At 65.3% G+C, this 14,831-nt stretch carries 11 protein-coding genes; 4 read left to right on the forward strand and 7 right to left on the reverse strand.

What is annotated here, in order from left to right:
• Positions 1-32 precede the first annotated feature (32 nt).
• Positions 33-980, forward strand: coding sequence for a lysylphosphatidylglycerol synthase domain-containing protein (locus tag F3H41_RS13770; protein ID WP_149739268.1), 948 nt, complete (start codon positions 33-35; stop codon positions 978-980).
• 62 nt (positions 981-1,042) lie between these two features.
• Here the strand turns inward: F3H41_RS13770 and F3H41_RS13775 are convergent, their stop codons facing one another.
• Complete coding sequence (locus F3H41_RS13775) at positions 1,043-2,512, reverse strand: phospholipase D-like domain-containing protein (RefSeq protein WP_149739269.1); 1,470 nt, start codon at positions 2,510-2,512, stop codon at positions 1,043-1,045.
• Positions 2,513-2,678: 166 nt separating this feature from the next.
• Here F3H41_RS13775 and treY point away from each other — a divergent pair, with 166 nt between their 5' ends.
• Positions 2,679-5,312, forward strand: a complete 2,634-nt coding sequence (treY, locus tag F3H41_RS13780; RefSeq protein WP_149739270.1) for a malto-oligosyltrehalose synthase — start codon at positions 2,679-2,681, stop codon at positions 5,310-5,312.
• Positions 5,313-5,418: 106 nt separating this feature from the next.
• On the opposite strand, the gene F3H41_RS13785 is transcribed toward treY, so the two are convergent.
• The 3 genes from F3H41_RS13785 to rhaM form a co-directional block, all read right to left on the reverse strand.
• Positions 5,419-5,736 (reverse strand): DUF982 domain-containing protein, encoded by a 318-nt coding sequence (locus F3H41_RS13785; protein WP_244616192.1) that lies wholly within the window; start codon positions 5,734-5,736, stop codon positions 5,419-5,421.
• 251 nt (positions 5,737-5,987) lie between these two features.
• Positions 5,988-6,974, reverse strand: a complete 987-nt coding sequence (locus F3H41_RS13790; protein WP_149739271.1) for an aldo/keto reductase — start codon at positions 6,972-6,974, stop codon at positions 5,988-5,990.
• A 91-nt stretch (positions 6,975-7,065) separates the two neighbouring features.
• A complete protein-coding gene (gene rhaM / locus F3H41_RS13795) occupies positions 7,066-7,380 on the reverse strand; it encodes an L-rhamnose mutarotase (RefSeq protein WP_149739272.1) in 315 nt (104 codons plus the stop codon).
• A 230-nt stretch (positions 7,381-7,610) separates the two neighbouring features.
• On the opposite strand from rhaM, the gene F3H41_RS13800 reads away from it, so the two are divergent.
• Complete coding sequence (locus F3H41_RS13800) at positions 7,611-7,994, forward strand: hypothetical protein (RefSeq protein WP_149739273.1); 384 nt, start codon at positions 7,611-7,613, stop codon at positions 7,992-7,994.
• Between the two features lie 91 nt (positions 7,995-8,085).
• Here F3H41_RS13800 and tal read toward each other — a convergent pair whose 3' ends face one another.
• Positions 8,086-9,051 carry a transaldolase gene (gene tal / locus F3H41_RS13805; RefSeq protein ID WP_149739274.1) on the reverse strand — a complete coding sequence of 322 codons (966 nt, stop codon included), beginning with the start codon at positions 9,049-9,051 and terminating at the stop codon, positions 8,086-8,088.
• A gap of 246 nt (positions 9,052-9,297) precedes the next feature.
• On the opposite strand from tal, the gene F3H41_RS13810 reads away from it, so the two are divergent.
• Positions 9,298-10,266 carry a sugar-binding transcriptional regulator gene (locus F3H41_RS13810; protein ID WP_149739275.1) on the forward strand — a complete coding sequence of 323 codons (969 nt, stop codon included), beginning with the start codon at positions 9,298-9,300 and terminating at the stop codon, positions 10,264-10,266.
• A 220-nt stretch (positions 10,267-10,486) separates the two neighbouring features.
• On the opposite strand, the gene F3H41_RS13815 is transcribed toward F3H41_RS13810, so the two are convergent.
• Both F3H41_RS13815 and F3H41_RS13820 read right to left on the reverse strand, forming a co-directional pair.
• The gene (locus F3H41_RS13815; RefSeq protein WP_149739276.1) at positions 10,487-13,645 is read right to left on the reverse strand and encodes an efflux RND transporter permease subunit; all 3,159 of its coding nucleotides are present in this window, start codon (positions 13,643-13,645) and stop codon (positions 10,487-10,489) included.
• Between the two features lie 23 nt (positions 13,646-13,668).
• Positions 13,669-14,829 carry an efflux RND transporter periplasmic adaptor subunit gene (locus F3H41_RS13820; protein WP_149739277.1) on the reverse strand — a complete coding sequence of 387 codons (1,161 nt, stop codon included), beginning with the start codon at positions 14,827-14,829 and terminating at the stop codon, positions 13,669-13,671.
• Between the last annotated feature and the right edge of the window lie 2 nt (positions 14,830-14,831).

Below are 14,831 nucleotides of genomic sequence, written 5' to 3' on the forward strand. Positions count from 1 at the left end.
TTCGTTCCGCATCGAATCAAGCGGAGACCCCCATGACCCTCACGTCCCGGCGCAGCCTTTTCAACATCGTCCTGGTGGTGGCCACCCTGGCCGCGATGGTGCTCGTCTATCGCGGCCTCAGCCGCTACTCCTATGACGAGATCCGTCAGTCCCTGGCCGCGATCTCTACAGGGCACATGCTGGCGGCCATCGGCTTTGCGGCGCTCTCCTACTTCGCGCTGACGTTCTTCGACTATCTGGGCCTTCGCTATGCCGGCCGTCCCTTAAGCTACGGGAAGGCGGCGATCGCATCGTTCTCCGGCCTTTCCATCGGCCACAATGTGGGCGTTGCGGCACTGTCGAGCGGTGCGGTCCGCTATCGCTTCTACTCGCGCTATGGCCTCAGCAACGAGGAGGTCGCGAAAGTCATCCTGTTTTGCGGCGCGACGGTCGGCATCGGTCTCGTGACGCTCGCGGGCATCAGCCTCGTTTTCCTGCCGGATCTCGCCGGGCGCGTCGCGGGGCTGGGGGTCAGCGGATCGCGCATCGCCGGCATCGTCTGCCTGCTGGTGATCGCCGCCTATCTCGTCGCAGCCGCCGTTGTACGCGGCACTGTCACGGTGCGAAAATGGACCTTCGACATGCCGAGCCTGCCGCTGGCCATCGGCCAGGTGGCGGTCGGTACGGCCAACTTCGTCTTCGTCGCTGCCTGCCTGCATCAGCTCATTGGCGGAGATGCCGGCTTCGGCGCGGTCACGGCGGCCTATGTGGTGGGCAACCTTGCCGCGCTCGTCAGCCATGTGCCGGGCGGTCTTGGCGTGCTGGAGGCGACGATTTCCTATGTCATGGGCGGCGCGGCCTCGATCGGCGCGCTGATCGCCTTTCGCTTCATCTACTTCTTCCTGCCGCTGCCTTTCGGCCTCGCCTGCCTGTTTGGCGGAGAAATCGCCAATCGGATGGGAAACGCGACCGACCGGGAAGCCGAACGTCCGGCCACCTGACAGGCGACGACCGGAATGCATTTCGGAATAGGGAAGGCAGGGCGCGCCGATAGCGCCCGCCGTCAGCTGCGGGCGAACAGGCGAAACAGCCGGGGCAGCGGCCACCAGGGTTCGCGCGGATCGACAAGGTCGGTGCCGATGACGAGATCCGTTGGCCCAGCCTTGCGGGCATCCTCAAAGGGCCGAAGACCGCGCGGACCGACATTGAGCTGGTCGAAGGCTTCCGTCAGGGAACCATTGCCCTCAAGGACGGCCGCCATCACCTCCTGCGACGCGCCGAGATGTTCTGCAAAGAGGCGTGCGCGCAGGGCGCGCAGCGCTGTCCGGTCCTTGGCCCGGTCCGTTTCGATGGCGAGGTCCAGCTCGCTGTCGAGTTTTTCGGAGCGCTGGTTGAAGTTGGAGGAACCGACACGCAGGAAGACGTCATCGACGACGATGATCTTCGAGTGCACGTTGACCTCCTCGCTTGTCCCGTCGGCGCGCGGCACGACCGGGAAGCCGGCCCTGAGGCGGCCGTAGTGATCAGACGCGATCAGCTTGCGCAGCAACCGGTCGCGGTTGGCGCCGAGCACCAGGCGTTCGAGAAAGCCATGGGACGAGCGCGTGGTGATGATTACGACTTCCGGGCCGTTCGGATCCTCGAGCTTCTCGCAGAGCAGACGGGCGATCTTGCGGGAAGCGAAGTACTGGTTCTCGATGTAGATGTGGCGGCGGGCCCGGGCCAGGGCGGCGAGCGTCAGGCGCATTGCCTCGTTGCGGCCCTTGCGACCGCGAAGGTCCGGCTCGGTGCGGGCGAGCGAGACGGGAATGTCGGAGAAAACAGGCGTCGCGATGAAGGGCGCCGCATCGCCAGCCCGGCGGACCGGCGCGATGCGCTGGCGATTGGCCCGCAGCCAGCGGCGGCGCGCGATGTCGCCGATGGCCGCCGCCGCCGCGCCTTCCACCACGCTCTGGGCATCGTGGACCGGGCCGTAAGCGCCGCCATCCGGCAGGGTGCGGTGCGGATCATCCGGACGGTGTTCGGGCGTATCCCAGCGCTTGGCCGTCAGGTCGATACCACCGGCAAAGGCGATGCGATCATCGATGACGACGAGTTTCTGGTGGTGCGAGCCGCGAATGGCGTGGCGGGTGTCGAAGCAGATCTCGATGCGGGGATGCTCGTTCCAGCCCTGTCCGGAAAACATCTTCAGCGATTTGCCGGAATAGATGGGACCCATAGCCCAGACGAGAATGCGGATCGTCAGCCCCGGCTTGGCCTCGGCCAGCGCCAGCAGCCGCGCGCCAAGCGTCGGGCTTTCCTCGCAGTCCGGCCGCAGGCGGATATCCGGATTGAAGTCCCAGCCGACGATCCACAACTGCTCCTCGGCCAAATCCAGCGCACGGTCCAGCGCCGCATAATAGGCTGCACCGTCGATCAGCAGGTCGAAGCGATCTGCCGTTGCGGTGCGCCAGGCGGTGTCGCCAGGGCGGGCGATGGGCTTGGCCGTCAGGGGGCGGCGCTTGAAGGTCGAGAGGAGGCTATCGTGTCGCAAGAGGGGTTCCCAGCACGCTCATGGTGCCCGGCGAAGGCCGGCACTCCCCGCGAAACGGGCCACGAGGCACTTTGTTCCAGCCTGATGCCGTCGCCTATGGCCAAAGGCGGGAACAAAGCCCGGCGGGGCTCGTTTACTTCGGCCCTTCCAGGAGAACCCCCGCCCCATGCCCCTTCCCACCGCGACCTACCGCCTGCAATTCCGCAATGGAATGACCTTCGATGCCGCCCGCACGCGCATTCCCGCCATCAAGGCGCTCGGTGTCAGCCATCTCTATGCTTCTCCGATCTTTACCGCGACGAGCGGGTCCACCCATGGCTATGACGTGACCGATGCCAATGCGATCGACCCCGCCCTTGGTGGAGCCGAGGGGCTGGAGGCCCTGTCGCGCGCCCTGAAGGAGGCTGGTCTCGGGCTGATGATCGATATCGTGCCCAACCACATGGCCTCCTCGCTCGAAAATGCCTGGTGGAAAAGCGTGGTGCGCCACGGCGCCGACAGCCCGTTTGCCGGTCATTTCGACATCGACTGGAGCCAGCGGCTGACCCTGCCGTTCCTCGGGGAAGACGCGGTGGACGCCGTTGCCGAGGGCAAGATCCGGCTTGGCATCGACCCTCAGGATCATGGTCCGTCCCTGATGTATTACGACACGGCCTATCCGCTGACGCCGCAGAGCTGGTCGATGCTGGCGGAGGCACTTCCGGACCCGGAAGCGGCCACGGCGCTCGCTGCCCTTGCAGAGGCTGCGGGGCCGGGTGCGGACTGGCCGGACGAGCGGCTTGCCGCCTTGGCGCCCCGGCTGGAAGGCCCGCTCGACGCGCTCTCCGGCAATACGGCGCTGATCGCGGCGCTGCACGACGCTCAGCCCTATGTGCTGACCAACTGGCGCACGGCCTGCAAAAGCCTGACCTATCGCCGCTTTTTCGAGGTCACGGGTCTCGTCGGCCTGCGTGTCGAGGATCCCGCGGTTTTCGAGGATGCGCACCGGCTGATCCTTGATCTCGTGCGGCGCGGGGTGGTGGATGGGCTTCGCGTCGACCATGTCGATGGCCTTGCCGATCCCGCCGCCTACCTGCAGCGCCTGCGCGCAGCCGTGGGACCTGATGTGACCATCGTCGTCGAAAAGATCCTGGAGGAGGACGAGAGCATTCCGTCCGACTGGCCGATCGAGGGTACCACGGGCTACGAATTCATCACGGCCCTGACGCATCTCCTGGTCGACGAGACCGATACGGGCGTTCTCCACCGTGCCTTTGCCGATGCGAGCAATGACGAGCGACCGCTCGGCGTACAGGCGCTGGAAGCCAAGGACCTGATGCTGGAGGTGAATTTCGAGGGTGAGGTGAGGCGGCTCAGTGCGTTGCTCGCCGCCGCCTCGCGAGCTTCCGGTTCTGGCATCGAGGCCGATGCCTTTGCGGAGGCGGTGCGGGCGATGATCCGGGCTTTGCCCGTCTACCGCACCTATGTGACGGAAGAGGGCCCGAGCGAGGCCGATTGCCGGCGCCTCGCCTCCATCCGCGAGACGGCGGCCGAGACGGTGACGGGCGAGGCGGCGCGCAAGGCGGTGGATTTCGTTGCGCGGCTGATGGCAACTCCCCTGGACGGTGTCGACGCCGATGCGCAGCTGGAAATCCGCACGAGGTTCCAGCAGCTCAGCGGCCCCATCATGGCCAAGGCGATGGAGGATACGCTGTTCTACCGCTACGGCGCCATGCTGGCCCTCAACGAGGTCGGCGGCAATCCGGGCCAGCGGCCGGGCGGGCCCGTGGCCTTCCACACCCGCATGGTGCGCCGGCAGGCGGATATGCCCCATGCCCTTTCGGCCACGTCCACCCATGACACCAAGCGTGGCGAGGATGCCCGTGCGCGGCTTGCGACCTTGAGCGAAATGCCGGCGCTGTGGATTGCGGCGGTGACGCGCTGGCGACGGCTGAATGCGCCGCTGGTGCCGACACTTGCGCGTGGACCGGCCCCGGAGGCCTCGGTTGAGTGGACCCTTTATCAGGCCATGCTCGGCGCATGGCCGATCGAGGGGCGGCAGGATCCTGAGTTCGCAGGCCTTGCCGAGCGCTTCGACAGCTATGTCGAGAAGATGCTGCGGGAGGCCAAGATGCGCACCAACTGGGGAGCGCCGGACGAGGCCTATGAAAAGGCGGTGCGCGGCTTTGCGCGCCATCTTCTCGATCCCGACGCCAGCGCGGTCTTTCTCGCCGATTTCGAGAAGACCGCTCAGCCCTTCCTGACGGCGGGCCTCGTCAACTCATTGTCGCAGACCGTGGTCAAGCTGATGGCACCCGGCATTCCCGACGTCTATGCCGGCAGCGAGCAGGCGGACTTCTCGCTCGTCGATCCCGACAATCGTCGTCCGCTGCCCCCGCCCGTTATCCCCCCGGCCCCGGCGCCGATGCCAACGCCGCAGAGCTTTACCCGGTACAAGGCGGCGCTGATCCGCCGGCTCCTGTCGCTGCGGACCATGCCGCAGGTGCGGGAGGCTTTCGCCGGTGATTATCGCCCGCTGGCCATCGAGGGGCCGGCCGCCCGGCACTTCCTGGCCTTCGAACGCCGAGGGCGGGATTGTGCGGTGATCACGGTCGTGCCGCGCTGCGTGGCGGGACGATTGGTCGAGGGCACGCTGATGCCCGATACGGACCTGACCGTTGGCGCCGACATCGCGCTTCCCTTCGATCTCAATGGAAGGCTGATCAATGCGCTGAGCGGCGAGCGCGTCGATGCGAGCTTCGTGGCCTCCGTCGGAAGCCTTCTCGGCGACCATCCGGTGGCGGTGCTGGCGACGGAGTGATCCGTCGGCCTGCCCCGGGCTGGAGAACCCACAAGTGACCGCAGGGCAATAAAAAAGGCTGCTCCGGATCGGGCAGCCTTTGTTAAGTGTCTCCTGGCGGTCCCGCTCAGGCAGCGCCGGCGGTTGCCCGCGTGCTATTGGCGGCGACGGGCATGGCCGCTGGCATGGTCATGCGATTGGTCTCCGTGCAGAGCACGCCGGCTTCCAGCGCTGCGGCGATCATCGCTTCGCGGGCGGCCTCCGTCTCGCGCGGGTCTGTCAACGCGTTGCGGCAGCGTTCGCGGGCTGCTGCATAGTGGTTGCCGCGCCGTACCGGCCATTCAGCGTTGAGAAAGTCGAGGGCGTCGTACGGACTGCGCACGTCGTGGCGGATGCCGCTGTGGAGCTTGAGGGTGACGGGACGAAACCAGGCGATGTAGTGCATGACCATTTTTCTTGCCTCCATGGTGGGCTTCAAACGCGCCGCCGTGAGGAAGGTTCCGCATAGCTTCGATGATTTCGAGAAAATTTTTGATTGCAGTGCAATATGCGTTTGAGCCGAAAAGCGGTGGTCTGCAATCGGACGATCCTTCCCGGGCGCGCAGCCTCGGGAAGGTAATTTTTCAAAAGGAATTCAGATTCTTATCGCAAATCGATTTAGGCGACTTCTCATCGTGTTCCCTCTGGTGAGATTTACTACCATCGGTAGTGAACATGCGGCGCAACCAGCTTTTCGTAGACTTCGCGCGTTGCCGCCATGGCCGCTTCCGACAAGCGCGGCAGATCGGCAGCGCTTGCGTTGGCGCGGGCCTGTTCGGCATTGCGGGCGCCCGGAATGACGACGGTGACGGCGTCCGCCATCAGGATCCAGCGCAGCGCGAAGGCGACCATGCTCTGGTCGGCCGGCACCAGCTTGCGGATTTCCTCGACGGCTTCGAGGCCAACCTCGAAGGGAACGCCGGCAAAGGTCTCGCCGACATCGAAAGCCTCGCCATTGCGGTTGAAGGCGCGGTGGTCGTCGCTGGAGAAGGTGCTGGCGGCGGTGATCTTGCCCGAGAGCAGGCCGCTTGCCAGCGGGACGCGGGCAATGACGGCCACGTCGCGCGCCTTGGCCTCGCGGAAGAACAGATGATCCGGGCGCTGGCGGAAGATGTTGTAGATGATCTGGATGCTTTCGACGCCGGGATATTCGATCGCCTTCAGGGCCTCCTCGACCTTCTCGACGCTCACGCCGTAACCCTTGATCTTGCCCTTGGCCTTCAGTGCCTCCAGCGCGTCGAAGACGCCGCGGCGGTAGAGCACCTCGGTCGGCGGGCAGTGGAGCTGCACGAGATCGAGCGTCTCGACCTTCAGATTGGACAGGCTGCGATCGATGAAGGCTTCAAGGTTTTCGGCAGTGTAGCCATCGGCCACATGCGGGTTCAGCCGCCGGCCGGCCTTGGTGGCGACCATCGGGCGATCCCCGCCGCGGGCGGACAGGACGTCGGCCACGATGCGTTCGGACCGGCCATCGCCATAGACGTCGGCGGTGTCGATGAAGGTCATGCCGGCATCGAGCGCGGCGTTGAGGGCGGCGCGGCCGTCGGCCTCGCTGACCTCGCCCCAGGAGCCGCCGATCTGCCAGGCGCCAAAGCCGATGGGGCCGACGGTGAAGGGCATGCGCCCGAAAGGTCGTTGCTGCATTTGATCTCCTTGAATGCTGTCTGCGCGTGCAGATGGGGTGCTGGCGCCCCGAGGAAAGGTCTGTCAGAGAAGGGCTGTCAGAAAACGCCAGTCAGGGAAGGTGGAACATCTTCACGAGCGGCACCTGCACCGGCGTGTTGTCCGGCTCCACGGCCATGATGTCGGCCATGAAATCCCACCAGCGGCGCACGATCTCGCTCTGCGGCAGGGCGTCCATTGCGTGGTTTTCCGGTCGTTTCAGGATGGCGAAGAGGTGGTGGGTCTCCTCGTCCAGCCAGATGGAATAGTCGCTGGCGCCAGCCTCTTTCAAGAGGGCGGCAAGCTCCAGCCAGATCTCGTCGTGACGCCTGCGGTACTCCGTCGCCTGTCCCCTGTTGAGGATCATGCGGAACGCGATCGTTTCCATGCCGGCCTCCCTGCCCTTGTCTTCCCTGCTCCGGCCGCGACGTGAACCCATCGCGTGCGGCGCGTCAAGGGTGTCGTCGCCATTCTCCCGAGGCGGACGGCAGCCCTCACATGCGGATGGCACTATTGTGTGTTGCGCGGGAACCATCGCGCCGTCACCCTCGTTACCCTCACGGCCAATCGTGGCCAGCGCACGGCCAGCTTGGCCCTTGCGAAGGGAAGGAGGTCACCATGTCGCACTTGCCTGAACTGCATGACGGTCATGCACCCATCACCCTGCAGCAACTGTTTGGAGAGGCGCTCGACGCCTATGACGACTGGGAGCCGGGCTCGGGAGAGCCGACGGTGACTCATGATGGGCAGGTCTACCCGATCAGCGCCGTTTTCGAGCGGATGCGCAGCTGCACGGACATCCTGCCGAACAATCTCGTTGTCATCGTCAAGGAGCGCGTGACGAAGCCGCTGACCAACGAGGCCTATGACCAGATCCCGTTTTCGACCGCGGCGCGTGTCATGGGCATCCTGGTGCGCCGTCGCCGTCGCTCCGAGCCGAGCGACATTGCCGGCCTGATCGAGATGATGACGCAGGGCCGTCCCGCGCTGGTGCGCGGCTGATCGACATCCGGCGGCGTCGATCGCTGAAAACAAGGCGGGGGATCCGACGATCGGATCCCCCGCTTTTTATTTCACGGTGCGCTGCCGGACATCAGGCCGCGGCGCGCTGCATGCGCTGGGCCACCATGGCGCGGAGCGCGCCGAGGTCCTTGGCGAAAGCGCGGATGCCTTCGGCGATCTTTTCCGTCGCCATCGCGTCCTCGTTCAGCATCCAGCGGAAGGTCTTCTCGTCGATGTCGAGCTTCGGCTGGGCCGAAACCGTTTCCGGCGACAGCTTGCGCGTCAGCGTGCCGGTGTCCTGCTCCAGCTCGTCCAGCAGGTTCGGCGAGATGGTCAGGCGGTCGCAGCCGGCCAGCGCTTCGATCTCGCCGATGTTGCGGAAGGAGGCGCCCATGACGATCGTGTCGATGCCGTGGGTCTTGTAGTAGGCGTAGATGTCGCGCACCGAGAGGACGCCCGGATCTTCTTCCGCCGTGTAGTCCTTGCCGGTCGACTTTTTGTACCAGTCGAGGATACGGCCGACGAAGGGCGAGATGAGGAAGGCGCCGGCATCGGCGCAGGCAACGGCCTGGGCCTTGTTGAAGAGCAGCGTCAGGTTGCAGTCGATGCCTTCCTTCTGCAGCACTTCGGCGGCGCGGATGCCTTCCCAGGTGGAGGCGAGCTTGATCAGGATGCGGTCACGCTCGATGCCGCGATCCTTATAGGCTGCGATGATCTGGTGCGCCTTGTCGATCGAGGCCTTGGTGTCGAAGGAGAGGTCGGCGTCGACTTCGGTCGAGACGCGGCCGGGCACGAGGCCGACGAGGGCGGCGCCGACGGAGATCGCCAGGCGGTCGGCAACGGCGGCGACGACGGCATCGGAGGCGCCGTTCTGCGAATTGCCCCACTTGACGGCTTCATCGACGGCATCGGCGAACATCGGCGTGCCCAGCGCCTTCAGGACGATGGTCGGGTTGGTGGTGCAATCGACCGGCTTCAGGCGGGCAACCGCCTCGATATCGCCGGTGTCGGCCACCACGGTGGTCATGCTGCGCAGTTGTTCAAGCTTTGTTGCCACGGAACGTTCCTCCGAATTGATGCCCGGGGACGGGGTGTCCCAGGGGTGAAACCTGTTCTCCCGTGCCGGGAGATCAAGGGTGACAGGCCGCTTCCCCGCCATCCCTTCCTCCTTTGCCTTATCCTGCAATCATGGCATTTTTGTCAAATCATTTGATCAAAAGTCGCGCTGAATGCTAAAGAGAAGACGAGGGTCGATCGTCCCGCCGCGGGCGCCCGGAATGCGAAACGATTTCAGAGGACAGCGATGGCGAAGCTTCAGAGACATGCGCCCGTGCTTCTCGAAACGCGCTCGCTGCGCGCTCGCGCTGCGTGGCTCTACTACAACCGCGGGATGACGCAGAAGGACATTGCCGAACATCTCGGCGTCAGCCGCTCCACCGTCATCCGCATGCTGGACGAGGCGCGCAAGCGTGCCGAGGTGCAGATCATCATCAATCAGACGCCGGGCGAATGCACCGAGCTGGAACTGATGCTGGAGGAGCGCTACGGGCTTGATGAGGCGATCGTCGTTCCCGGCGAGGGCGATGCGCTGCAGACGGCGCGGGATGTGGGCGCCGCGCTCGGCCGTTTTCTCTCCGACGTCATCACCGACGGCGCGGTGGTCGGGGTCGGCTGGGGACGCACGCTGAATGCGTCGTTGCAGACCTTTTGTCCCGCCCGCCGGGAAGGCGTGCAGGTGGTGTCGCTGCTCGGCGGCCTCGTGGACACGACCGTCATCAATCCCGTCGAATATTCCTGGCGCATGGCCAGCCTGCTCGGCGGCGACTGTCTTCTCTTCCTCGCGCCGCTCTTGGTCGACAGCGCCGATACGAAGCGACGCCTGATCGAGCATTGCGGGCTTGGGCAGCTCATGGATCTTGCCAACAACCTCGATATTGCCGTCGTCAGTTGCGGAGATTTCGTTCTGTCGGGCACCTCGCTGTCGCACAATTTCATCGCCGATGCCGACCAGAAGAGCCTGCTCAAGGCCGGCGCCATCTGCGACACCATGTGCCATTTCCTCGATGCGGAGGGGCGCACGGTGGATCATCCGATCCACGACCGCGTCATGTCCGTCGGTCTTGATACCGTGGCGCGCGCCAAGCACATCGTGCTCGCCTCCGGCGGCGCCCACCGGGCCCGTGCCATCCGCGCCACCATGCTGCGCACCGGCTGCCACACGCTGGTGACCGACGAGGGTGCAGCCCGGGTTTTGCTGGAGCTGGCGGGGTGATGGGGTGGGCGGTGGCGATGCCTCCGCCGTCGTCATGCCGGCCGCCGAGCCGGCATCCAGCGCGATCACGTCCGTGATCGCAGAGGACTCCTTCACGGCGCAGACGCGCCGTGGCTAGATTCCGGCTCGGGGGCCGGAATGACGGTGGGGAATAGTTTGCCCGCCAAGCAAACGGGGCCGCCCTCTCGGACAGCCCCTCCATCGTCTCAAGCGCTTCAGCTCACTCCGCCGCCAGATGCAGCTTCGCAGCTTCGGCCTCCGCGAGGGTTTTCTCGGCCCCATCGGGCGCATCCGTCTTCTTCTTCGGCTCGCGGCCGAAGAAGAGGGCGTAGGCAGCGGGAAGGACGAGGATCGTCAGGACCGTCGCGACGAGGATACCGCCCATCATGGCGTAGGCGAGCGGGCCCCAGAAGACGCCGCGCGAGATGGGGATGAGGGCGAGCACTGCTGTCAGCGCCGTCAGCACGATCGGGCGGAAACGACGCACGGCCGCGCCGACGATGGCTTCCATCCGTTCATGGCCGGAGGCGATATCCTGGTCGATCTGGTCGATGAGGATGATCGAGTTGCGGATGATGATTCCGAGCAGCGCGATGACGCCGAGGATGGCGACGAAGCCGAAGGGGGCGCCGCTGATCAGCAGCGCAGCAGCCGCGCCGATGATGCCGAGCGGTCCGGTCGCCAGAACCAGCATGGATTTGCCGAAATGCTGGAGCTGCGCCATCAAGAGCACCACGATGATGAGCAGCATGATCGGCGCCTTGGCGGCGATCGAATTCTGGCTTTCGGCGCTGTCTTCCGCCCCGCCCTGGATCTCGACCTTGTAGCCGGTCGGAAGGGCGGCGCGCAGGTCCGCCATCTCGGCATACATCTTCAGCGATACGTCGTTCGACTGGACGCCATCCGGCAGGGTGGCGCGCACCGTGATGGTCGGCAGGCGATCGCGCCGCCATTCGATGCCCTGCTCCATGACGGGAACGACGCGGGCGATCTGTGACAACGGCACGAAGCCGCCGAAGTCGGTGGGGATGTAGATGGAGTTGACCGAGGTCAGGAGATTGCGGCTGGCATCCGGTTCGCGGGCGACGATCGAGACGGTTTCCTCGCCGTCGCGGAAGTCGGAGAGCGGCGCGCCGCTGACGGAGGCCTGGAGCATCTGGCGCAGGCGCTGCGAGGTGACACCGAGCGCGCGGGCGCGGTCCTGATCCACCACCAGCTTCATGGCCGGCACCGGCTCCAGCCAGTCGTCATGCACGGCGCCGAGCTGCGGGTTGGCGAGGAAGCGGGCCTTCACCTCGTCGGCGATGCGACGCACCTCGTCGCGTTCCGGGCCGATGACGCGCATCTGCACGGCCCAGCCGGTCGGCGGCCCGAGGAAGAGGCGGTCCACCTTGCCGCGTACGGTCGGGAAGTCCTTGGCGAGGATGTCACGCAGCTTCAGGATCAGGCGTTCGCGGGCCGGTTCGTCATTGGCCATGACGAGGAGCTGGGCGTAGTTGGGATTGCGCAGCTGCTGGTCGAGCGGCAGGAAGAAGCGCGGGGCGCCTTCGCCGACATAGGTGGCGATGAACTTCTTGTCCGGATCGTCCATGATGCGCGATTCAAGGGCGGCTGCCTGCTTTTCCACTTCCTTGATGCTCGTGCCTTCCGGCAGCCACATGTCGACAAGGATTTCCGGACGCGAGGATTGCGGGAAGAAGTTCTGCGGAATGAACTGGAACGACCAGAGGCTGGTGGCGAAGGTGCCGAGGGTCAAGAGGATGACGATGATGCGGTGGCGCACGGCCCAGCCCACCGTGGCGCGCAGGCCCCGGTAGAAGCGCGTATCGAAGGCATCGTGGTGGCTGCCGGCATGGGCGCGCTGCTTGAGGATCATGTAGCCGAGCCAGGGCGTGAAATAGACCGCCACGAACCACGATATGACCAGCGCGATACCCACCACGTAGAAGAGCGAGCGCACATATTCGCCGGCGGTGGAATCGGCAAAGCCGACCGGAATGAAGCCCGCCGTGGTGATCAGCGTGCCCGTCAGCATCGGAAAGGCGGTGGAGGTATAGGCAAAGCTCGCCGCTTCGATCTTGACGAGGCCTTCCTCCAGCTTGCGCTCCATGAGTTCGACAACGATCATCGCGTCATCGACGAGCAGGCCGAGCGCGATGATGAGGGCGCCCAGCGAGATGCGCTGCAGGTCGATGCCGAGTTCGTACATGACGGCGAAGGTGCCGGCCAGCACGAGCGGGATGGCAATGGCGATGACGAGGCCGGAGCGCCAGCCGATGGAGAGGAAGGAGACGACGAGCACGATGGCGAGCGCTTCGCCAAGCGCCTTCATGAATTCGCCGATCGCTTCGCGCACCACTTCCGGCTGGTTGGAGATCTGGTCGACCTTGACGCCGTGCGGCAGCGTCTGCTCGAAGCGCGCGAAGGTTTCGTCCACGGCCGTACCGACATCGGTGACCTTGAAGCCCTTGGCCATGACGACACCGATCTGCACGCTGTCCTGGCCATTGAAACGGAACTTGCGCTGGTAGGGATCTTCGAGGCCGGGGGTAACGGTGGCGATATCGCCGAGGCGGGTGACATTGTTGCCGGAGCGCAGACGCAGATTGCGGATGTCGTCCACCGCATCCACGCTGCCTTCCACGGAGATGCGCACCGAACGCTCGCCGGTATCGACGGCGCCGGCCGGGTCCACGCTGTTCTGGCCGGCAAGGGTCGATTGTATGTCGGCAAGCGTCAGTCCGCGCTCGGCCAGAAGCTTGGAGGAAATGTCTATATAGATTTTCTGCGGCTGATCGCCGAGGATCACAGCCTTCTCGATTCCGGGCGTCGTCAGCAGCATGTCGCGGGCCGAGAGGGCGAATTTTTTCAGTTCGGGATAGCTGAACCCGTCGCCCGTCAGCGAATAGAGCGTGATGAACGTATCGCCGAACTCGTCGTTGAAGAAGGGACCGAGCATGTCGCTCGGCAGTTCCGAGCGGATGTCGCCGACCTTCTTGCGGACCTGATAGAAGGCATCGGCCACCTCTTCGGCATTCGTATCGCCCTTGACCTGCAGGGTAATGATGGCGCTGCCGGCGCGGGTGTAGGATTTCACCCAGTCGATATGCGGCGTTTCCTGCAGCTTTCGTTCGATCTTGTTGACCACCTGGTCCTGCATCTCCTCGATGGAGGCGCCGGGCCAGGCGGCCTGAACCACCATGACGCGGAAGGTGAAGTCCGGATCTTCCTTTTGGCCCATGTTCATGAGGCCGAAGATGCCGCCGATGAGCATGAGGGCGAAGAGGAAGCGGGCGATGCTGGGGTGGCCGATGGCCCAGCGCGAGAGGTTGAACGAGCCCTTCGGGCCCGCGCTGTTGTGATCGACAGGGGCGGTCATGATAGGTTCCGGGTCCGTTGGGTTCAGCGCTGGATGCTTGCCGTGGCATCGGCCGGCGGCGTGGCGGCGGCGGCATCCCTGATCTCGGGATCCAGCTTGACCTGCAGGTTCTCGCTCATGAACTGCGTGCCGGCGGCCACGACGAGATCGCCGGGCTTGAGGCCGGAGGCGATGCGCACGCCCTTGTCGGCAAATTCGGCCACTTCGACGGGACGCGCATGCACCGTCTCGCTTTCGCGGGCGACCGTCCAGACGATCGGCTTCTTGTCCTTTTCGGCAAGGGCCGTCAGCGGAATGGTGATGAAGTCCTGGCCTTCATTCGCGGTGGTCTCGACAAAGGCGGTCATGCCGAGCAGCACGCGATCGTTTTCCGGCAGGCTGATGCGCACGTCGAAAGTGCGGGACGTGGGGTCTGCGCTGCCCGCGACTTCGCGGACCTTGCCCTTGAGCCGCAGACCGCGGTCCGACCACAGGCCGACCGTCACGTCCTTGCCGACGGTGAAGGCCGAGACTTCCGTTTCGGGAACGGCGATCTGCACTTCCTTCTCGCTGTCGCGGGCGACCGTGACGACCGGCGTGCCGGCGGCGACGACGAGGCCCTGTTCGCCCTGCGTCGCCGTGACAATCCCATCCTCGACGGCCGTCAGGTCGGTGTAGCGCACCTGATTTTCGGCCTGGGCAAGGCTGGAGCGCGCACTGTCGCGCAGGGAAGCGGCCTGGCTGACGCCATTTTCCGCCTCCTCGAGCTGCGACTTGGAGGCAACGTTCTTGTTGAAGAGATCACGGGCGCGGCGCTCGGCCGATTGGGCGGTCTCGACCTGCCGTTCGGCGGCGGCAAGGTTCGCCTTCGCCGTCTCGACGGAAAGCCGGTAGTCGGTGGGGTCGATCCGGGCGAGCACGTCGCCCGCCTTCACCCGGTCGCCGATATTGACCGGACGCTCGGTGATCTTGCCGGGGACGCGGAAGCCGAGGGCCATTTCGCTGCGGGCGCGGATGCGGCCGGAATAGTCGAGCTTGCGCTCACCCTCGCTGCCGGCGACTTCCACGACCTTGACCGGACGGATGACGGGGGCGGGTGCTTCGGCCTTTTCCTCGGTGCAGCCGGCAAGAACGGCCGCGGAAAGCGCGAGCAGGATGCCGACGGCAAGGCGGCTGCGGCGGAAAGGACGGGTTTGTGCGAACATCG

The sequence above is a fragment of the Rhizobium sp. RU20A genome (genome assembly GCF_900155885.1).
Taxonomy (GTDB): domain Bacteria; phylum Pseudomonadota; class Alphaproteobacteria; order Rhizobiales; family Rhizobiaceae; genus RU20A.